The sequence below is a fragment of the Bradyrhizobium sp. AS23.2 genome (genome assembly GCF_001908185.1).
Lineage (GTDB): Bacteria > Pseudomonadota > Alphaproteobacteria > Rhizobiales > Xanthobacteraceae > Bradyrhizobium.
This window is the reverse complement of sequence record NZ_LGHM01000260.1, coordinates 1-19,545: the sequence shown is the minus strand read 5'-3', so window position 1 is coordinate 19,545 and position 19,545 is coordinate 1. Positions and strand designations below refer to the sequence as shown.

Genomic DNA, 19,545 nt, shown 5'->3' with positions numbered 1-19,545 from the left:
CGGATCGTTTCATCCATCGTTCACTCAGCCGACACCAAGCCAGATCAGCAAGAGTGAGGATGGCGTGACTGTAGCGAAGGAAATCGAGCTTGATGACAAGTTCGAAAACATGGGCGCGCGGATGGTGAAGGAAATCGCGCCGTCCGGACGACGCAAACCCCACCAAAAGTATTTATAGTAGCCATTCGCCTTCTTCCACAACGCGGCCCGCCGCCATCGGCGAGTGTCGTTGGCGTCGGGTGACGTGGATTCGACCGCCCATCTCTCCGGAATGAGATGCTTGCCGCGCCAACGGCCGTTGTCGAGGAAGAGCGCGCCAAACTTGGCGAAGTCGATGGCGGGAGCGTTGAGGCCCACCGCCATCTTGCGTAGGAACTCTGGCGGCTGTTCGCAGTTATTTTCGCACATCATATCGGCCGACCCTTTCGACCGAAGGAGGCCAAGGTGTACATTTCCGGTGAAGGTCTCCTTGTCATCTTGCTGGCTGGCCTCATCGCAGGTTGGGTAGCGGGAAAGATCGCTGCGGGCGGGGGCTTTGGTCTCATCGGTGACATCGCCGTTGGAATTGTCGGCGCTCTTATCGGCACTTGGCTGCTGCCCCGCTTGGGGATCCACATCGGCAGTGGCCTCGTTAGCACCATCATTTTCGCCACTATCGGCGCCGTAATGCTCTTGCTGATCATCGGGCTGGTTCGCCGGGGATTTCCACGGCGGCGATGGGGCTTTCCGTGGCGACGCTGGCGACTATGAGGCGATCCGAGTAACTCAGGAAGGTGCGCGCCAATATTGCGAGAGACTTGTCAATCCATGCCACGATTGCGCGCTTCAATTCTGTCGATAATCATTCTGGCGCAACTCGCCACGCCGGCTGCATTGGCTCAAACCCAGCCGCAGCAACAATCGAAGCCGGGATCAATGGTAACGACGAAAGCGGAAGATGTCTCGAAGTGGAGCCGACGGCAGTGGAACGCGGCAAAGGCGGAATGGTCACAAGAGAAAGCGAAATGGTCCGATTGTCAAAAGCAGGCGGACCAGAAAAAGCTTTCGGGTCGGAAAAGCTGGACCTTTCTTTATAACTGCATGAGAAATTGACTTTGCGGACGCGAGGCGGCCTGACGGCCTGATTTAGCGTCAGCCGCGCAGTTTTCTGCCGTTGGCAGCCGGCGCTTGGCCAGACGCCGGAAATCATGAAAGTTGTGACAGTTGCGCAAATTCATGCGCGCTCGCACCCCACACGAAGAGCCGTGGGGACCTCACAACGACCGACAAAGCTTGTCGGCGAGACTACGCAAAAGCCCTTGGCTCCTGCTATGTCCGAATCACCCCGACATGGCGTGCGGCGAGGAACGTCTCGCGCCGCTTCAGCTTCGCTCCCATGGGATGGCCGCGCCGCACCGCCAGCGCGTCGCTGTCGGTGTAGAGCGGCTGGCGGTGAAAACCCCTAAAGGCATTGCCGATCGAGATCACCAGGTCGATGGTGCGGGCGAACTCGGCGTGGAAGATCGCAGGTCCCCGCCACGGCACGACGTCGATACGAACGTTGGGCGCGACCCGCGTCACCTTCTCCATCAAGGGCGGCATCAGCAGTTCGACCGCGAGATCGGGCATCATCAGGCGGAATTGCCGCTCGCTGCGCGCGGCGTCGAAGTCGTCGGGCACGAAAAGCCCGCGCACCTGATCGAGCGCCTGCGCCAGCGGGGCGCGCAGGGCTTGTGCTCTGGGCGTCAGCTCCATCCGCGCGCCGGTGCGCACCAGCAGTGGATCGCCAAAGATATCGCGCAGGCGCTGGAGCGCGTGGCTGGTGGCCGGCTGCGACAGCCCGATCCGCAGGGCGGCGCGGCTGACATTGGCCTCGCGCAGCAGCGCATCGAGTGCGGTCAGCAGATTGAGGTCAAGCGAATTCAAATTCATGAGGCGAATAGATATCATATCGGCTATCGATTTGAAGAATGACGATTGCCCAGCCATCATCTCCGCGTTGCCACGAAGCGGAGATGCCGCCATGAGCGCGAGCGCCAACAAGAAACTGATGCAGGACATTTTTGCCGCCGCCGCCAATCCCGATCCGGCCGCGCGCGATCGCGCGCTGTTCGCCGCAAGCCCCGCTGACGACGCCAGATGGATCGTGACCGGCCAATATTCCTGGTCGCGTACCTTCTCTGGGAAGGAGGCGATCCTCAACGACCTCCACGCCTATGTGCGCTCGTGCCTTCGCGACCGGACGCGGACGGTCGCACGCCGCTTCATCGCCGACGGCGACATCGTCGTGGTCGAAGCCAAGGGCGACAACGTCACGCCGGAGGGCGTGCGCTACGACAACCACTACTGCCTGGTGTTTCGTATCGAGGACGGCAAGATCAAGGAGATCCGGGAGTATTGTGACTCGGTCCTGACCGAGAGGGCGCTCGGCCCGTTTCCGCAAGCGCCGGTGAGGGCTGCGAGCTGACCGGACTGAGCCGCGTTGTGTCCGCCGACCAAAGGAAAGGTCCACGCGCGTGCGCGTGGACTTGCCGGCGTCGTAACGGATCAGGCGACCTTGGTCTTCATGTGCTTGAACATGTTGCCGCGGGCCTCGTCGTCCATCTCGGCCTTGAAGGTGAACTTGTCCTTCAGTCCGATCGCACGCGCCGCCGCAGGCCGCGCCGAGATATCGTCCACCAGCCGCTTCACGTTCGGATATTTGCTCGGCGCGTCCTCGCCGAGCACGAAGGCGGCCATGCGCGCCCAGCCCCACAGCGCCATGTCGACGATGGAGTAGGCATCGCCGACCATGTAGCGGTTCTTGGCGAGGTGATCGTCGAGGATCTGGTAGTGGCGGTGGCCCTCGAACTGGTAGCGGTTATGTGCGTAGTCCTGGTCCTTGGGCGAGAAGTGCTTGAAGTGCACGGCCTGGCCGGAATAGGGCCCGAGGCCGGTCGCGATGAACATCAGCCATGACAGCGTCTGGCCGCGCACGTTGGCGGCGGGCAGGAATTTTCCGGTCTTCTCGGCGAGATAGAGCAGGATGGCGTTGCTGTCGAAAACGATCGTGCCGTTGTCGTCGATCGCCGGCACCTTGCCGTTCGGATTGATCTTCAGGAATTCCGGCGTGAACTGCTCGCCCTTGCGGGTGTCGATCGCCACCGGCTCGAAGGGCAGGCCGGATTCTTCCAGAAACAGCGCGACCTTGGTCGGGTTTGGCGATCCGTTGAAATAGAATTTCAGCATCGTTTGTCTCCCCAGTTCTCCTGCGAATGCCCTTGCCGAGAGCGGACGCAGCGTCATTGCCGCGGGCGGCCTACTCTTGCCTGAACCTCGCCCGGGAGAGCAACCGACGAGTTTGCCGGGCGGTATCTGCGCGCCGCGCAGATCAGCCGGCGTAACAGAGGCCGATTGCCGCCGTAATTACAATGGCCGCGCCGGCGGCCTCCAGGCGCAGCCCGCGCCGCGTGGCGAGATGCATGTCGGAAGCCCGCGCCGCGCGCTCCGATCCCCGCCCATAGCCGTGCACGATGGCGTCCTGATTGAAAGTGTCGTGAGCCTCGTTGCTGCTGGCGAGCCCGACGCAGACCACGAGCACGCCGAAGATGGCGAGGCCGAAGAATCCCAGTAGGGCGATCAGGAACATCGGAAACATGCCGAGCAGGAAGATCGGCAGCAGCGGCACCAGCAGCAATGTTTCGGACTGTCGTCGCATGGGAGCCGGCCGATGAGGACGCAGGCGATGCGATGATCCTAGTCCTGCCGGCGGCTGCGTTCAACCACGCTCGCCATTCCGGGCCGCGCCTCTTGGCGCGAGCCCGCAATCCATTCCGCCGCTTGTTCCGTGGTCCGATGGATTCTCTGATGCGCAATTGCGCATCAGAGTTCTCGCTTCGCGAGCCCCGGAATGACGAAAGTGAAACTACTCCGCCGCCATGCCGGCGCGGATTTCGGCGCGCAGCTCGTCGATCAGCTTGAGACCTTTCTTGGTCTCGACGTGCCAGAAGGTCCAGCCGTTGCAGGCTGCAGCCCCTTGCGCCACGGCGCCGATCCGGTGAATCGAGCCGACCTTGTCCCCAAGCATGATGGCGCCGTCGGCGCGCACCAGGGCCCCCAGCTTCTTCTTGGAATCGAACAGCTTCGTGCCCGGCATGATCATGCCGCGCTCGATCAGCTCGGAGAAGGCGACCCGCGGTGCTTCGCGCGCCGTCATGAACGGGGCGAGGCTCTCTTCCGGCAGCGGCTCGACCGCCGCGATGCGGGCTTCTGCGGCCTTGGCATAGGTCCTGTCGCGCTCGAAGCCGATATAGGAACGGCCGAGGCGCTTTGCGACCGCGCCGGTGGTGCCGGTGCCGTTGAAGGGATCGATCACGAGATCGCCGGGCTTGGACGACGACAGCAGCACGCGCGCGAGCAGGCCTTCGGGCTTCTGCGTCGGATGCACTTTCTTGCCGTCGGCGCCCTTGAGGCGCTCCTCGCCGGTGCAGAGCGGGATCAGCCAGTCGGAACGTGCCTGCACGTCCTCGTTGGCCGCCTTCAGCGCTTCATAGTTGAAGGTGTAGCCCTTGGCCTTCTCGTCGCGCGCGGCCCAGATCATGGTCTCGTGCGCGTTGGTGAAGCGGCGGCCGCGGAAATTCGGCATCGGGTTCGACTTGCGCCAGACGATGTCGTTCAGGAGCCAGAAGCCGAGGTCCTGCATGATCGCGCCGACGCGGAAGATGTTGTGATAGGAGCCGATCACCCAGATCGTCGCCGACGGCTTCATCGCGCGACGGGCGGCGAGCAGCCAGGCGCGGGTGAAATTGTCATAGGCGGAAAACGAATCGAACTTGTCCCAGTCGTCGTTGACGGCATCGACATGGGATTCGTCAGGGCGCTTGAGATCGCCCTTGAGCTGGAGATTGTAGGGCGGATCGGCGAACACCAGGTCGACCGAACCAGCCTGAAGCTTCGACATCTCGGCGACGCAATCGCCGATGATGATGCTGTGCGAAGCGGACTCAAAATTTGTGCGGGGCGCCTTTGCAGACGCCCCCGCGACGCGACACTACCATGACTCAAGGACTCTGACTCAGGCGACGCTGTCGGCGACGCGGGACCAAACAACCGACTGGCCGTTACATTGCAGCGGCAAAGTAAAAATCGACTTAACCCGCTACTTTTGTCAGCAGGCGTCGCATCGCGCGTTGCGCGCGGTTCGTTGCGCGCATTCACCGTGATTTGCAGTGTATTTCGCGTTTCTTCGCGTTGCGGCGGCAATCATGGCTGCAAAAAGGCGCCAAATTTCTCTCGGAAAAAATTGCTCGCCCTCCGGAAAAAATTGCTGGCATCGGCCTGCCGTCGCACTAGGCAATTTTTGCCGAGCACGATATTGATAAGTGCAACGGAAATTTTACGTATGTGGCGCGTTCAGCTTTCGCGCATTTGCGCGCCGACGAGATGCAATCAGGACCTCACAATCCAGACTTCAAGGTCAGGACCTTAAAGGAAGGCCGCCATGCGTTACGATGACTTCCGCCGCAGCGACGACGTCGAGGATCGTCGCGACGAAGGTGGTGGTGGCTTTGGCGGCGGCGGAGGAGGCGGGTTCGGACTGCCGATGGGCGGCGGCGGGCTCGGCATCGGCACCATCATCGTGCTCGGCCTGATCGGCTATGCCTTCGGCATCGATCCGCGCATCCTGATCGGCGGCGCCGAGATCCTCAGCGGTGGCAACCAGGCACCGACCTACCAGACCGATCGCCAGGCGTCCTCGGGCAAGCGCGGCGCGCCCAAGGACGAGATGGGCAGCATGATCTCCGGCATCCTCGGCGAGATCGACGACCGCTGGAGCGAGATCTTCCAGGCCAGCGGCCAGTCCTATACCGGCCCGAAGGTCGTGCTGTTCCGCAACGCCACCAATGGCGGGCGCTGCGGCATGGCCCAGTCGGCGATGGGGCCGTTCTATTGTCCGCCCGACAAGACCATCTTCCTCGACACCGCTTTCTTCCGCGAGGTCGAGACGCGTTTCCGGGGTTGCTCCGGCAAGTCGGCGTGCGATTTCACCACCGCCTACATCATCGCGCATGAGGCCGGCCATCACATCCAGAACCTGCTCGGCATCATTCCGCGCGTGACGCGGCTGCAGCAGCAGGTTGGCAGCAAGGCCGAGGCCAATGCGCTCCAGGTGAAGGTCGAATTACAGGCCGATTGCCTGTCCGGCGTCTGGGTCAATCGCGAGGCGAAGAAGCGTCCGAACTTCCTGGAGCCGGGCGACATTGACGCCGCGCTGACCACGGCGAGCGCGATCGGCGACGATACGCTGCAGCGCCAGGCCACCGGGCGCGTCGTGCCCGATTCCTTTACTCACGGCTCGGCGGCGCAACGCAAGCAGTGGTTCATGACCGGCTACCAGCAGGGCACGGTCCAGGCCTGCAATACGTTTGGCGGCGGGGCGTTGTAACGAAGATCTCGTCCCCCGGACGCAGCGCAGCATGGAATGCTGCGCTGCTGAGCCGGGGCCCACAATGCCGGCGCCTCCGAGGTCTCATCAGAATGGGTCCCGGCTCTGCGGCGCATCCATAGCGCGTTGAAGACGCGCGTGAACGCGCCTATGACGCGCTGCACCGCGTCCGGGACACGAGAGGAAAGAGCAATGGCGTCCATCGACGAGTCAAAGCAGTTCATCCCGCTCAACATCGCGGTGCTCACCGTTTCCGACACGCGCGTCCTCGCGGACGACAAGTCCGGCCAGACGCTCGCTGACCGCCTCACCGCGGCCGGCCATCGTCTCGCCGCGCGCGAGATCGTCACCGACGACGTCGAGGCGATCCGTGCCGTCATCCGCCGCTGGATTGCCGACGCAGGCGTCGACGTGGTCATCACCACCGGCGGCACCGGCTTCACCGGGCGCGACGTCACGCCGGAGGCGATCGAGCCGCTGTTCGAGAAGCGCATGGACGGCTTCTCGATCGCATTCCACATGCTGAGCCACGCCAAGATCGGGACATCGACGATCCAGAGCCGCGCCACCGCCGGCGTTACCGGCGCGACCTACATCTTCTGCCTGCCCGGCTCCCCCGGCGCCTGCCGCGACGGCTGGGACGGCATCCTCGCCGCCCAGCTCGACTACCGCACGCGCCCCTGCAATTTCGTCGAGATCATGCCGCGGCTGGACGAGCACCTGCGTCGGCCGAAAGCGCAGGGCGCGACGGTGTGATCGCCATTGAGCTGATGCTCTCTTCGTAGAACCCTGCACGGAGGCCTTTCCTTCCCCCTTGTCGCAGAAGGTGGCATAGGCGGCCGTCGGCCGCCGTTCTTAGGAGCGCCGAAGCGAAGCTTCGGCTATGGCGCCGGATGAGGAGGCTTTATCCGCACGGAATGTGTTGAGAGAGACCCCTCACCCAAGTGAGCCTGCGTCTACCAGCGTCGCTGCCCTCTCCCACAAGGGGCGAGGGCGCAACAATGCGCATCGCCCTTGCTAATCCGGTGATCTCTACTGGCGCTTCTGCGTCAGCGAACGCCACACCATCAGCCACAGCTTGCGGCATGTCTCCGCATGCAGGCGTCGTGCGCGGCGCTTGTAGAGATCGACGAGCTCTCCCGTGATGTGGTGCGCGGGCGTGTGCCGCGGGTGCATCAGAGATCCCGCTCCCAGGTCTCGCCAACCAGATTTTGCCCGAAGCTGCGGTGCGGCTCGGTTGCGATCAGCTTGAATCCCGCGTCCTGATAGATTTTTCGTGCGGCGACCAGGATGCTTTGCGTCCATAGCGTCATCCGTCGATAGCCGCAGGCCTGCGCGAAAGAGACGCATTCGGCGACCAGCCGCTGGCCGAGGCCCTGGCCGCGCGCGGCGGGGTCGAGCAGCAGAAGCCGCAGCTTGGCGACGTCGTCGCTGCCCTTCACCAGAAACACCGAGCCGACCGGCCGGCCCTCGATGTCGGCGATCCAGCAGCGCTCGCGCGATGGATCATAGGAGGTCATGTATTTGGAGACGATCTCGGCCACCAGCGCCTCGAAGCCGGAGTCGAAGCCGTATTCGCTCGCATAGAGCGCGCCATGGCTCTGCACCACCCAGCCCATGTCGCCGGGGCGGGGATCGCGCAAGGTCGCGCGCGGGGCTGGCGTGCGCGGCAGTCCGAGCAGCCGTTCGATCGTCTGCATCGATCCGGTCAGCCGCCGGCGGTCGTCGTCCGGCAGCGGCCGCAGCATCGCGGCGACATCCTCCTGCGTCACGCGTTCGAGCTTGGCAAAGGCCTGCCGGCCCTTCGCGGTCAGGCTGAGCTGGTACTGGCGGCGGTCGGTCGCGAGCGGCTTGCGCGCGATCAGGCCGCTCTCGTCGAAATTCTGCACGATGCGGCTGAGGTAGCCGGGATCGAGCCCGAGCGCGATGCCGATCTCCTTGGCCGATTGCTCGCCGCCAGTTTCCTTACCACCATGGGCGAGCTCGTAGAGCACGCGCGCCTCGCTCAGCGAGAACGGGCTCTTCAGGAGCTGCTGGTCGAGCACGCCGAGCTTGCGGGTGTAGAAGCGGTTGAACGCGCGAACCGCCTGGACCTGATCGTCAGCGACCTGTTCGGTCGCAGGACTTGATGGCGCAGGACCTGATGGCGAAAGACTTGCTGACATGGGTCACCTCGATACTTGCCATTGTCAATTAATTATTTGACTTTGGCAAGTATGTGATGGCTTCAGCCGACCATGACGATCCGGCTGCGCAGCATGGTCCGCGACGAGCGGCCGAGCCGCCGGAGCAGCCGCGCCTCGGAACGGCGGGCCTGGGGCGGGTAGCCGCCGATCCGGTCGTAATGATCGCGCGCGATCAAAAGCCCCTGATCGCCGAAGGGGCCGATCAGCTTGCGCGCCACGGCCCAGAGGATGTCGCGGAAGCCGGTATCTGCGTAAGGCGAGTGCCCATAGCGGAACACCGCCGCGCGATCCCGGCCGCTGGTCGAGACGGCCTGGATGAACTGGGTGGTCTCCTCGATCCAGCCGGTTTCCAGCACGGCGCCTGCGGGGAGGAACATCAGCCAGGGCGAGCGGGCCTGGAGCGCGCCGGCGGCGAGCGCCGTGCCTTGCGAGGATCCCTCGAAACCGATGAAACGGCAACCTGCGACGTCGGCAACGCGCTCGATGACGCCGTTGCGCGTGCCATCGACCAGGAGCACTTCCCGGATGATGCCCGCAGCGGCGCCGGGTACCAGCGCGGCCAGGGTTGCGACCGCCGTCTGCTCGACGCCTTCGGTCGGAATGATGACGCTCAGCATGATTGAGGCTTCGATGTCTGCACTTCGGGAGAAGCGTAGCTTTGTTATGATGGTGTCATAAACACGCGGCCTTGCCGAGTGCAACTTTTCGGCGGTGCTTCGGTGTTCGATGGTAAACCGCCCATCGCAGCTAAATGTGTCGTGCGCGGTGGCAAAATTGCCGGATGTTGCGGCGGGATGCGTCCTCCGGCCGGATGAAACCGGGCTTGTTTGATGCGATTGTCGACCATTGGGTGATCACATTTGCGCAAACGTCCGGTGCGTCGAATGGCGGGTTCAGGCAGGAAAAATGTGCAATGATGGAGCCTCGCGGTCGCCCGAGCAGGATATTCGCGTGAACGTCGATCAACTTCCCGTTGGCACGACGCCAACATCGCCGAAGCCGGACGCCGCGCCGACCCTGCGGATCCGCGCCGTGATGCTGGGTGAACGCATCAATCCGTCCGGGCTCGAGATCGGTGCGCCCGTCTCCTCGACGCCCGCCGCCTTTCGCGTCCACGCCGGCCTCGTCGTGATCTTCCGCTACGGCGTCGTGGTGTTGATCGGCCTCCTTCCTTCGGAGGAGAAGGTTGTCCTCGACACCCTGAAGCCGCGCGTGATCGGCGAGCTCAGCCCCCATGAGGAGGAGACCGCACAGGCGCAGCTCTGCAAGGACGAAAACGCCGAGGTGATCCAGCCGGGCGGGCCGATCAACCTGGCAAAATTCTCCGACGATCGGCTGCTTCTGATCGCGGACGCGCTTGCCAAGAGCACGTCGCTGGCGCGCGACGAGCGGCGCGTCGCTGCGGTCTTCGACGTCATCGAGCCCTTTGCGCGGGAGCTCGGCGAGAAAGGCCGTACGCCGCGGCGGCGCAAGGGCATCTTGCAGCTCATCGGCAACGCGCTTCTGGTCCAGCAGCGTGTCGCCGGCCGCGTCGCGGTTGCCGAAAAGCCTGATGTGCTCTGGGAAAAGCCGCAGCTCGACCGGCTCTATTCGCGCCTCGAAGACGAATACGAGCTGAAAGAGCGTCTCGACACGCTCGAGCGCAAGCTCAAGGTCGTCGCGGAGACGGCCGATGCGCTGACCGACATCATCGACACCCAGCGCTCGCTCCGCCTCGAGATCGCGGTGGTGGTGCTGATCGTGATCGAGGTCGTGATTGGCTGCATCCAGATATTGTCGGGGACGCACTGAGCTCTTTGGCGATCGCATGTGTTCGCCTCGCGAAGCGTCCTCGGCCTAATGGTTCGAGACGCGCCGCAAGGCGGCGCTCCTCACCATGAGGGTCTAAGATTGCGCCGGGCAGCAGGACCTCATCCTGAGGAGCCCGCCAACGGCGGGCGTCTCGAAGGATGGCCACGAGGGGATTGCCCGCCACGTTCTCTCAAATGCGATGGCCTTGCCGCAGCACCGCGGCGCAATGCCGCGCGATCGCCAATTCCTCGTTGGTCGGAATGACGAAGACGTCGATGGCGCTGTGGCCGCCGTTAATGCGTTCACGGGCCTCATCATTCGCGGCGACATCGATGCGCACACCGAGCCAGGCGAGACGTGCACCGATCGCGCTGCGGATCTCCTTGGCATGCTCGCCGATGCCGCCGGTGAAGACCAGGCAGTCCATCCCTCCAAGCGTATTTGCCATCACAGCGATCTCCTGCGCGGCACGGAAGGTGAAGAGATCGACCGCCTCCCGCGCCGTAGCCTCGTTGCTCGCGAGCAGCGTGCGCATGTCGGAGGAGATGCCGGAGACGCCGAGCAGGCCTGACTCGTGATAGAGCAGGTGCTGGACATCCTCGACCGACATCTTCTCGTGCTGTTGCAAGTAGAGCAGCACGCCGGGGTCGATCGTGCCGCAGCGCGTGCCCATCACGAGGCCATCGAGCGGCGTCAGTCCCATGGTGGTGTCGATGCTGTGGCCATCGCGCAGCGCGCACAGGCTCGCGCCATTGCCGAGATGCGCGATGACGGTGCGCTTCGCTATGAGCTGTGGCGCGATCGCGGCGAGTCGCCCCGCGACATATTCGAAGGAGAGGCCGTGAAACCCGTAGCGCCGGACGCCGCGCTCTTCATACCGCCTCGGGATCGCGAAGCGGCTCGCCGGCGGCGCAAGGCCGTGATGAAAGGCGGTATCGAAACACGCGATCTGCGTCAGCGCGGGCCGGGCGGATTTGATGGTGCGGACCGGCTCAATGCAGCGCGGCTGGTGCAGCGGCGCCAGTGGCGTCAGCGCCTCCAGCTTTGCGTAGACGTTATCAGTCAGTTCGACCGGGCCTGAATAGTCCGGTCCGCCATGGACCACGCGGTGACCAACAGCGCGCAAGCGATGGTCGCCGAAGCGATCCCCGATGAAGCCGAGCACGTCGGCGAACAGATGACCGCTGTCGGCATCCGACGCCTCCCTCCGCTTCTCGAACAGGTCCTCGCCCGCGGGGTTCTTCACGACGAGCCGGGGCTTGGACTCGTGCTCGTCGAGCAGGCCCTTGCAGAGCAGGGCCGGCTCGACCGCGGCGATGTCGAACAGGCCGAACTTGATGCTCGACGATCCCGAGTTGAGGACGAGGACCGAATCTGGCGCCGGCATGACGTCAACCCGTCCTGGCCGGCCAGACCCAGTCGCGCACCGCCGGCATGTCCTCGCCGTGCTCGCGCACATAGCGCGAATGCTCGATCAGCGCGTCGCGGAATTGCTGCTTCACCCGCGCGGCCTTGGTCGCGAGCCCGGGCACGCGCTCGATCGCCTCGATGGCGAGGTGGTAACGGTCGAGCTCGTTGAGCACGACCATGTCGAACGGCGTCGTCGTGGTGCCTTCCTCGGCAAAGCCGCGCACATGCATGCCGGCATGGTTGGTGCGGCTGTAGGTCAGCCGGTGGATCAGGTAGGGATAGCCGTGATAGGCGAAGATCACCGGCATGTTGCGCGTGAACAGGCTGTCGAAGTCGCGGTCGGAGAGTCCGTGCGGATGCTGCTCCTTCGGCTGCAACGTCATCAGGTCGACGACGTTGACGACGCGGATCTTCAGCTCGGGCAGCGCCTTGCGCAGGAGATCGACGGCGGCGAGGGTCTCCAGCGTCGGCACGTCGCCGGCGCAGGCCATCACGACGTCGGGCTCGCCGTTCGCGTCTTCGTTGCCGGCCCAGGTCCAGATGCCGATGCCGGCATCGCAATGCGTGGCGGCTTCCTGCATCGACAGCCATTGCGGCGACGGCTGCTTGCCGGCAACGATGACGTTGATGCGGTTATAGGTGCGCAGGCAGTGATCGGCGATCCACAGCAGGGTGTTGGCGTCCGGCGGGAAATAGACGCGGACGATATCGGCCTTCTTGTTGGCGACGAGATCGACGAAGCCGGGATCCTGGTGGCTGAAGCCATTATGGTCCTGCCGCCAGACATGCGAGGTGAGGAGATAGTTGAGCGAGGCGATCGGGCGCCGCCATGGCAGATGCCGCGTGACCTTGAGCCATTTGGCATGCTGGTTGAACATGGAATCCACGATGTGGATGAAGGCTTCGTAGCAGGAGAAGAAGCCGTGCCGTCCTGTGAGCAGATAGCCTTCGAGCCAGCCCTGGCAGAGATGTTCGCTCAGGACTTCCATCACGCGCCCGTCCTGGGCGAGATGCACGTCATAGGGCTCAATGGGCTCCATCCAGACGCGTTCGGTCGCCTCGAACACCGCATCGAGCCGGTTTGACGCGGTCTCGTCCGGGCCCATGATGCGGAAGTTGCGCTCCTGCGCGTTGAGGCGGATCACGTCGCGCAGGAATTTGCCGAGCTCGCGCGTCGCTTCGCCCGTGACGGCGCCGGGCTGCGGCACCTCGATTGCGAAGCTGCGGAAGTCCGGCAGCTTCAATTCCTTCTTCAGGAGACCGCCATTGGCGTGTGGGTTGGCGCCCATGCGGCGATTGCCTTCGGGCGCCAGCGCCTGAAGGTCGGCAATGAGCGCGCCGCTCGCGTCGAACAGCTTTTCCGGCTCGTAGCTACGCATCCAGTCTTCGAGCACTTTCAGATGCGCGGGATTTTCGCGGCAGCTCGCAACGGGCACCTGATGCGCGCGCCAGAAACCCTCGACCTTCTTGCCGTCGACCTCCTTCGGGCCGGTCCAGCCCTTCGGGCTGCGCAGCACGATCATCGGCCAGCGCGGCCGTTCGACGCTCTTGCGCCCGTCGCGGGCGTGCTGCTGGATCGAGCGGATGCTGGCGATCGCGACGTCGAGCGCGTCCGCCATGGCCTGATGCATCAATTTGGGATCGTCGCCCTCGACGAACAGCGGCTCGTGGCCGAACCCGCGGAAGAGATCGCGGATTTCCTCGTCGCGCATCCGCCCGAGCACGGTCGGGTTGGCGATCTTGTAGCCGTTGAGATGCAGGATCGGCAGCACCGCGCCGTCGTGGGCCGGGTTCAGGAACTTGTTGGAGTGCCAGGACGCCGCAAGCGGGCCAGTCTCGGCCTCGCCGTCACCGACGACGCAGGCGACGATCAGGTCGGGATTGTCGAGCGCCGCGCCGTAGGCGTGCACCAGCGCGTAGCCGAGCTCACCGCCTTCGTGGATCGAGCCCGGTGTTTCCGGCGCTGCGTGGCTCGGGATGCCACCGGGAAAGGAGAACTGTCTGAATAGTTTTCGCAATCCGTCCGCGTCGCGCGCGATGTCCGGATAGATCTCGCTGTAGCTGCCCTCAAGATAGGTGTTGGCCACCATGCCTGGCCCGCCATGGCCGGGACCGCAGACATAGAGCACGCTGATGTCAAGCGCGCGAATGACGCGGTTGAGATGGGCGTAAATGAAGTTCAAACCGGGCGTCGTGCCCCAATGGCCGAGCAGGCGCGGCTTGATGTGCTCGGGCCGCAGGGGCTCGCGCAATAGCGGATTGTCCAGAAGATAGATTTGCCCGACGGAGAGGTAGTTCGCGGCGCGCCAGTAGCGATCGAGGAGATCGAGTTCGCTGCTCGTGGCGCCCGATTGTCGTTGATTTGTCATGTTTCTACCGACCTTCAGCCAGCGATCGCTATCAACGATGTTCCTGCGCGATCGATCCTTCGACATCATCAAACGGGATTGCGGCGGCTCTACTGTTGCGTGAGGTCAAAGCCGCGCGCCTGAAATTTGGGCGGCTACTTTGCATCGGGTTGTTTTTCAGTTTTTTATTCTTGTTCTTGATTTGTTCCTTTGCCGTGCTATCTTCGCTTCATGAGTCCAGCATCTTCACATGCTCTCAAGCACCCGCCGGTCACGGCGCCCTCCGAGCCGGCGGGTGCGCCTTCTGATTTTCCCGCCGATTTTCCTGAGCTGGGCGTCGCCATCGACCGCGCGCGCAGGCGCGGGCGGGGCGCACAGTCCAATGCCAGCGGCCGCTTTGAGGCTGAGGCGCGGGTTGCCTTCGACGATGGCTGGCAGAGCCTGGAGGAGCTGCCGCCGTTCAAGACCACGGTCGGGCTCGACACCTCGCGCAAGGTGATCACCCGCAACGACTCTCCCGACATCGGCTTCGACCGCTCGATCAATCCCTATCGTGGGTGCGAGCACGGCTGTGTCTATTGCTTCGCGCGGCCGACCCACGCCTATCTCGGCCTGTCGCCGGGGCTCGACTTCGAATCGAAGCTGTTCGCCAAGCCCGAGGCGCCGGCGCTGCTCGAGAAGGAGCTCGCCGCTCCCGGTTACGAGCCGCGGATGATCGCAATCGGTACCAACACCGATCCCTATCAGCCGATCGAGCGCGAGCGCAAAATCATGCGCGGCATTCTCGAGGTGCTTGAGCGTACCGGCCATCCCGTCGGCATCGTCACCAAATCCGCGCTGGTCGTGCGCGACATCGACATTCTCGCGCGCATGGCCAAGCGCAACCTCGCCAAGGTCGCGATCTCGGTCACCTCGCTCGATCCGAAGCTCGCGCGCACCATGGAGCCGCGGGCGTCGACGCCGCCGAAGCGGCTGGAGGCGCTGAAGCAGCTCTCGGACGCCGGCATTCCGACCACGGTGATGGTCGCGCCCGTGATCCCCGCGCTGAACGATTCCGAGATCGAGCGCATCCTGGATGCGGCGGCTCATGCCGGCGTCAAGGAAGCCTCCTACGTGCTGCTGCGGCTGCCGCTGGAGGTGCGCGATCTCTTCCGTGAATGGCTGATGGCCAATTATCCGGACCGCTATCGCCACGTGTTTACTTTGATCCGCGACATGCGCGGCGGTCGCGACTACGATTCGAAATGGGGCGAACGGATGAAGGGCACCGGCCCGATGGCCTGGACCATCGGCCGCCGCTTCGAGATCGCCTGCGACAGGCTCGGGCTGAACAAGCGGCGATCCAAGCTGACGACGGATCATTTTGCCAGGCCGAAGCGGAACGGCGACCAGCTCAGCCTGTTCTGAGCGGGGAAGTGGAAGAGACGTAGCATGAGTAAGGAACTACCGGTCCCGGTGCCGCGGCTCACCGTCATCACGCTGGGCGTGAGTGACATCCGCGCCAGTATCGCTTTCTACGACGCGCTCGGTTTCTCGCGCCGGCTGAAGGCGACCGGTGAAGCCGTCGCCTTCTTCGACACGGGCGGTCCGGTGCTCGCCTTGTATCCCTGGGATCGGCTCGCGGCCGACGCCGCGTTACCGGACAATCCGAGGCCAGCGGCCTTCCGCGGCGTCACGCTCGCCTGGAACTGCCGGACACGCGAGGAAGTCGACGCCGTGCTGGCCTTCGCGGCCAGCAAGGGAGCCGCGCTGCTGAAAGCGGCGCATGAGACCGACTACGGCGGCTATTCCGGTTATTTTACCGACCCCGACGGCCATCCTTGGGAGGTCGTGGTCGCGCCCGGCATCGAGGTCGGCGAGGACCGGCGGGTGCATCTGGCGGAGTAGGCCACTGGCCTGAATATCGGGAATTGTCCGGGGTTCCCGGTTGCGCTGGCCAGCCCGCTTGCGCACGATCCCGGCCATGATTCGAGATAAATCCGCCAAGAAGCCAGCCAACGGCGCGCCAAAGAAGGACGCTGCCAGGAAGGCTACGCCCGCGAAGGCGACCAAGGCTTCTGCGACAAAGGCTTCGACCGGCAAGGGCGCGGGCAGGAAGGGCGTGATCGCCGTCGCTTCGCCGAGCTTCCGCCGTGAGCGGGCGCTGATCAAGCGCGGCGTCTGGCCGGTCGCAGGCTGCGACGAGGCCGGTCGCGGGCCGCTGGCCGGCCCCGTGGTCGCGGCCGCGGTGATTCTCGACCCCAACCGCATTCCGCGCGGCATCGACGATTCCAAGCGCCTGACGGCGGAGGAGCGCGAAAAGCTGTTCGACAAGATCTGCGCCACCGCGCAGGTCTCGGTTGCCGTCGCCTCGCCCTCGCGAATCGACCGCGACAACATCCTGCGCGCCTCGCTATGGGCGCTGAAGCGCGCCGTGGTGGCGCTGCCCGAGGCGCCCCGCCACGTCTTCGTCGACGGCCGCGACCGGCTCGACACGGCCTGCGACTGCGAGGCCGTGATCGGCGGCGACGGGATCGTCCTGTCGATTGCGGCGGCTTCCATCGTCGCCAAGGTGACGCGCGACCGTCTGATGTGCGCGCTGGCGCAGGACTGCCCCGGCTACGGCTTCGAGCAACACAAGGGCTACGGCGTTCCCGAGCATCTCGACGCCCTCGACCGCCTCGGCCCCTCCATCCACCACCGCAGCTTTTTCGCGCCGGTCGCCGCCGCCCGCGCCAAGCACATGCCCTGGACCGTCGAGCCGGTGCGGGACTTGTTCTCCGTCACCGAGGTTGAGGTGCAGGTCGAAGCGAGCGTGGAAGTCGATGCGTCGGCGGAGCTCTAAGACTCATCGCTAGCGGTGGGCTCTTCGCCTCCCCCCGCTTGCGGGGAGAGGCCGGATCGCATCGCCAGATGCGATCCGGGTGAGGGGGATTCTCCGCGAGTCCGTCTCTCACCGTGATCGCGGAAGCAGGCCCCTCACCCCAACCCTCTCCCCGTAAGAACGGGGAGAGGGAGCAGACCGAAGTTGCCACGACGCGCGCTGCGCTTTATCAAAATACGGGTGAGCGAATAGGGCCGGCTGGACGGGTTGGCTGCATCTTTCGGACGTTGCATGCGGTTTACCTCCCTGGTCATCGAGCTCATTCGCGCCCGGCCGCGGCTGATCGTGTGGATCGCCGTGCTGCTCCAGGCCGCGATGTGGCTGTTCGTGGCGCTGGTGTTCTACCGCAGCCCGCCCGGCACCCTCGCGACGTTGCTGGCCTTTGGCCGCGAATACCGGGTCGGCACCGATCTTGGTCCGCACTTGCCGGTCTGGCTTGCCGACATCGCCTATCGCGCCGCCGGTGGTCACATGTTCGGCGTCTATGTGCTGGCCCAGCTCTGCGAGATCGCGACCTTCATCGCGCTCTATCATCTCTCCCGCGCCGTGGTCGGCTCGCAGCAGGCGGTGCTCGCCGTGCTGCTCACCATGCCGGTGCTGGCGTTCTCCTCGCCCGCGCTCGACTTCGGGCCGCTGGTGCTGGCGCGCCCGCTCTGGGCGCTGCTGCTGTTGCATTCCTGGCAGATCATCGGCCAGCGCCGCGGCAATGCCTGGTTCGCCTGGTCGATCGAGGCGGGCCTGCTGCTGCTCACCACGCCCGCGGCGATCTTCCTTCTTCTGCTCCTCGCCGTCTTTGCGATCTCGACCGCCGTCGGCCGGCGGACGCTGCGTGCAGTCGATCCACTGTTCGCGCTGATCGTCGTCGCCGTGCTCGCGCTGCCCTACGCGGTCTGGCTGATGCGCGCCGAGACGCTGGTCCTGCCAGCGTTGCCGCAAATCGCCGAGCTGAACGCCCGCGCGATCCACGCGGCCTGGCTGCTCGGCGGGCTCGTGCTCGGCGCGGCGGCAATCCCGGCGCTGACCTTCCTCAACACCCGCCTGTTCGTCGCCAAGGGCGAGGAGGCGCCGATCATCTTCCGGCCGCCGGTCGAGCCGCTCGCGCGCAACTTCGTCTATTTCTTCGCGCTGGCCCCGGCGCTGGGCGCGGTGCTGATCTCGGGCCTGCTCGGGCTGGATTCCGTCGTTGGCGGCGCTGGTGTCGTGCTGGTCATGTCCGGGCTTGCCGTGGTCGTCGCGGCCGGTGACCTCATCGCGATGCGCCGCGCGCGGATGCTGCGGATGGTGTGGGCCGCTGCCGTCGTGGCGCCCGCAATCGGCGTCGTGCTCGCCGTGTTGTTCCTGCCCTGGACCGGCGCCCATGAGATCGCGACCTCGATGCCGGCGCGCGCGATCTCGGATTTCTTCGACGAGAGCTTTGCCCGCCGCACCAATCATCGCCTGCGCGCGGTCGCCGGCGAGACCCAGCTTGCGAGCCTGATCGCGCTGCATTCGGGCCGGCCGCATCTGTTCATCGACGCCCAACCTGCGCGCACGCCGTGGATGACGCCGGCGCGATTCAGCGAGACCGGTGGCGTCGTCGTCTGGCGCGCCTCCGACACCGCCGGCACCCCGCCGCCGGAAATCCTCGCGCGCTTCCCTGGCATCGTGCCGGAAGTGCCGCGCGCCTTCGAATGGCTGGTGACCGGACGCCAGCAGCTGCTGCGCGTCGGCTGGGCCATCGTGCGGCCGAAGGGGACGTAGCTGCTCTCGTGCCCCCGGACGCTGCGCGGCATGTAATGCTGCGCTGCTGAGCCGGGGCCCATCTCTCCGTAGGCACTTGGGTCCCGGCTCTGCGAGGCAGCGCTATAGCGCGTCAAAGACGCGCGTGAACGCGCTGGTGGCGCTGCATCGCGTCCGGGACACGAGAGCATTATCCCGCCAGCACCTTCGCGATCGTCCGCAGGTCCTGCCAGGCCAGCCGCTTGTACGAGGGCGAGCGCAACAGATAAGCCGGGTGGAAGGTTGGCAGCGCGCGGATGGTGCGCGCGCCCGTGTCGTAGTCGAACCAGCGGCCGCGGGTACGCATGATGCCTTCGCGGGTCGAGAGCAGCGTCTGCGTCGAGGGATTGCCGAGCGTCACCAGCAGATCCGGGTTCACGAGCTCGATATGGCGCCGGATGAAGGGCAGGCAGATCTGCGTCTCCTGCGGCGTCGGCGTGCGGTTGCCGGGCGGCCGCCAAGGAATGACGTTGGTGATGTAGGCCGTGGTGCGGTTGAGCCCGATCGCGCCGATCATAAGGTCGAGCAGCTTGCCGCTGCGCCCGACGAAGGGCAGCCCCTCGATGTCCTCGTCGCGGCCCGGTGCCTCGCCGACGAACATGATGCGCGCCTGCGGATTGCCGTCGGCGAACACCAGCCGCGTCGCGGTGTGCTTCAGCGCACAGCCCTCGAAGCTCTGCATCAGCTCGCGCAGCGCCTCCAGCGTCGGCGCCGTGCGCGCGGCTTCCCGCGCCGAGGCGATGGCGATGTCGGGCGCGGGTGCGACCTCGCCGCGCATGATCGCGG

General features: G+C 65.1%; 18 protein-coding genes and 2 pseudogenes. 10 read left to right on the top strand and 10 right to left on the bottom strand.

Going from position 1 to position 19,545, the window contains the following annotated elements; all coding sequences use genetic code 11:
- Positions 1 to 444 precede the first annotated feature (444 nt).
- Positions 445 to 750, top strand: coding sequence for a GlsB/YeaQ/YmgE family stress response membrane protein (locus AC630_RS40080; RefSeq protein WP_074123852.1), 306 nt, complete (start codon positions 445 to 447; stop codon positions 748 to 750).
- A 23-nt stretch (positions 751 to 773) separates the two neighbouring features.
- Positions 774 to 1,076, top strand: a complete 303-nt coding sequence (locus tag AC630_RS44880; protein ID WP_143198689.1) for a hypothetical protein — start codon at positions 774 to 776, stop codon at positions 1,074 to 1,076.
- Between the two features lie 241 nt (positions 1,077 to 1,317).
- Here the strand turns inward: AC630_RS44880 and AC630_RS40075 are convergent.
- Positions 1,318 to 1,911 (bottom strand): annotated as a pseudogene (locus AC630_RS40075) (LysR family transcriptional regulator); the annotation flags it as partial.
- 91 nt (positions 1,912 to 2,002) lie between these two features.
- Here AC630_RS40075 and AC630_RS40070 point away from each other — a divergent pair.
- The gene (locus tag AC630_RS40070; RefSeq protein WP_074123851.1) at positions 2,003 to 2,446 is read left to right on the top strand and encodes a nuclear transport factor 2 family protein; all 444 of its coding nucleotides are present in this window, start codon (positions 2,003 to 2,005) and stop codon (positions 2,444 to 2,446) included.
- Positions 2,447 to 2,526: 80 nt separating this feature from the next.
- Here AC630_RS40070 and AC630_RS40065 read toward each other — a convergent pair whose 3' ends face one another.
- The 3 genes and pseudogenes from AC630_RS40065 to AC630_RS40055 all read right to left on the bottom strand — a co-directional run bounded on the left by AC630_RS40065 (position 2,527) and on the right by AC630_RS40055 (position 5,015).
- Complete coding sequence (locus AC630_RS40065) at positions 2,527 to 3,207, bottom strand: glutathione S-transferase family protein (protein WP_074123850.1); 681 nt, start codon at positions 3,205 to 3,207, stop codon at positions 2,527 to 2,529.
- A 142-nt stretch (positions 3,208 to 3,349) separates the two neighbouring features.
- Positions 3,350 to 3,676, bottom strand: a complete 327-nt coding sequence (locus tag AC630_RS40060) for a hypothetical protein (protein ID WP_074123849.1) — start codon at positions 3,674 to 3,676, stop codon at positions 3,350 to 3,352.
- A gap of 207 nt (positions 3,677 to 3,883) precedes the next feature.
- Positions 3,884 to 5,015: pseudogene (locus AC630_RS40055) on the bottom strand (site-specific DNA-methyltransferase).
- 443 nt (positions 5,016 to 5,458) lie between these two features.
- Between AC630_RS40055 and ypfJ the strand changes: the two are divergent.
- Together ypfJ and moaB are read left to right on the top strand one after the other, a co-directional pair.
- On the top strand, positions 5,459 to 6,403 hold the full coding sequence (ypfJ, locus tag AC630_RS40050; RefSeq protein WP_074123847.1) for a KPN_02809 family neutral zinc metallopeptidase: 945 nt from the start codon (positions 5,459 to 5,461) through the stop codon (positions 6,401 to 6,403).
- A gap of 192 nt (positions 6,404 to 6,595) precedes the next feature.
- Entirely contained in the window at positions 6,596 to 7,159 is a 564-nt protein-coding gene (gene moaB / locus AC630_RS40045) for a molybdenum cofactor biosynthesis protein B (protein WP_074123846.1), read from the top strand.
- A 276-nt stretch (positions 7,160 to 7,435) separates the two neighbouring features.
- On the opposite strand, the gene AC630_RS46025 is transcribed toward moaB, so the two are convergent.
- The 3 genes from AC630_RS46025 to AC630_RS40035 all read right to left on the bottom strand — a co-directional run bounded on the left by AC630_RS46025 (position 7,436) and on the right by AC630_RS40035 (position 9,206).
- Positions 7,436 to 7,579: a hypothetical protein gene (locus AC630_RS46025; protein ID WP_167561375.1), complete on the bottom strand. Its 144-nt coding sequence runs from the start codon at positions 7,577 to 7,579 to the stop codon at positions 7,436 to 7,438.
- Entirely contained in the window at positions 7,579 to 8,568 is a 990-nt protein-coding gene (locus AC630_RS40040; protein ID WP_074123845.1) for a bifunctional helix-turn-helix transcriptional regulator/GNAT family N-acetyltransferase, read from the bottom strand. The genes AC630_RS46025 and AC630_RS40040 overlap by 1 nt, the downstream gene beginning before the upstream one ends.
- A 62-nt stretch (positions 8,569 to 8,630) precedes the next feature.
- Positions 8,631 to 9,206: a glycosyltransferase family protein gene (locus AC630_RS40035; RefSeq protein WP_074123844.1), complete on the bottom strand. Its 576-nt coding sequence runs from the start codon at positions 9,204 to 9,206 to the stop codon at positions 8,631 to 8,633.
- Positions 9,207 to 9,540: 334 nt separating this feature from the next.
- Here AC630_RS40035 and AC630_RS40030 point away from each other — a divergent pair, with 334 nt between their 5' ends.
- Positions 9,541 to 10,380: an RMD1 family protein gene (locus tag AC630_RS40030; protein WP_074123855.1), complete on the top strand. Its 840-nt coding sequence runs from the start codon at positions 9,541 to 9,543 to the stop codon at positions 10,378 to 10,380.
- Positions 10,381 to 10,570: 190 nt separating this feature from the next.
- Here AC630_RS40030 and AC630_RS40025 read toward each other — a convergent pair whose 3' ends face one another.
- Positions 10,571 to 11,767, bottom strand: coding sequence for an acetate/propionate family kinase (locus AC630_RS40025; protein ID WP_074123843.1), 1,197 nt, complete (start codon positions 11,765 to 11,767; stop codon positions 10,571 to 10,573).
- A gap of 4 nt (positions 11,768 to 11,771) precedes the next feature.
- Positions 11,772 to 14,159 (bottom strand): phosphoketolase family protein, encoded by a 2,388-nt coding sequence (locus AC630_RS40020; protein WP_074123854.1) that lies wholly within the window; start codon positions 14,157 to 14,159, stop codon positions 11,772 to 11,774.
- 210 nt (positions 14,160 to 14,369) lie between these two features.
- Here AC630_RS40020 and AC630_RS40015 point away from each other — a divergent pair, with 210 nt between their 5' ends.
- The 4 genes from AC630_RS40015 (at position 14,370) to AC630_RS40000 (ending at position 18,741) form a co-directional block, all read left to right on the top strand.
- A complete protein-coding gene (locus AC630_RS40015) occupies positions 14,370 to 15,545 on the top strand; it encodes a PA0069 family radical SAM protein (RefSeq protein ID WP_074123842.1) in 1,176 nt (391 codons plus the stop codon).
- Positions 15,546 to 15,569: 24 nt separating this feature from the next.
- A complete protein-coding gene (locus tag AC630_RS40010) occupies positions 15,570 to 16,025 on the top strand; it encodes a VOC family protein (RefSeq protein WP_074123841.1) in 456 nt (151 codons plus the stop codon).
- Between the two features lie 76 nt (positions 16,026 to 16,101).
- Positions 16,102 to 16,962, top strand: coding sequence for a ribonuclease HII (gene rnhB, locus AC630_RS40005; RefSeq protein WP_074123853.1), 861 nt, complete (start codon positions 16,102 to 16,104; stop codon positions 16,960 to 16,962).
- A gap of 270 nt (positions 16,963 to 17,232) precedes the next feature.
- Positions 17,233 to 18,741 carry a glycosyltransferase family 39 protein gene (locus tag AC630_RS40000; protein ID WP_074123840.1) on the top strand — a complete coding sequence of 503 codons (1,509 nt, stop codon included), beginning with the start codon at positions 17,233 to 17,235 and terminating at the stop codon, positions 18,739 to 18,741.
- A 169-nt stretch (positions 18,742 to 18,910) separates the two neighbouring features.
- Here the strand turns inward: AC630_RS40000 and AC630_RS39995 are convergent.
- On the bottom strand, positions 18,911 to 19,545 hold a 635-nt coding region (locus tag AC630_RS39995), incomplete at its 5' end, for a uracil-DNA glycosylase (protein ID WP_074123839.1).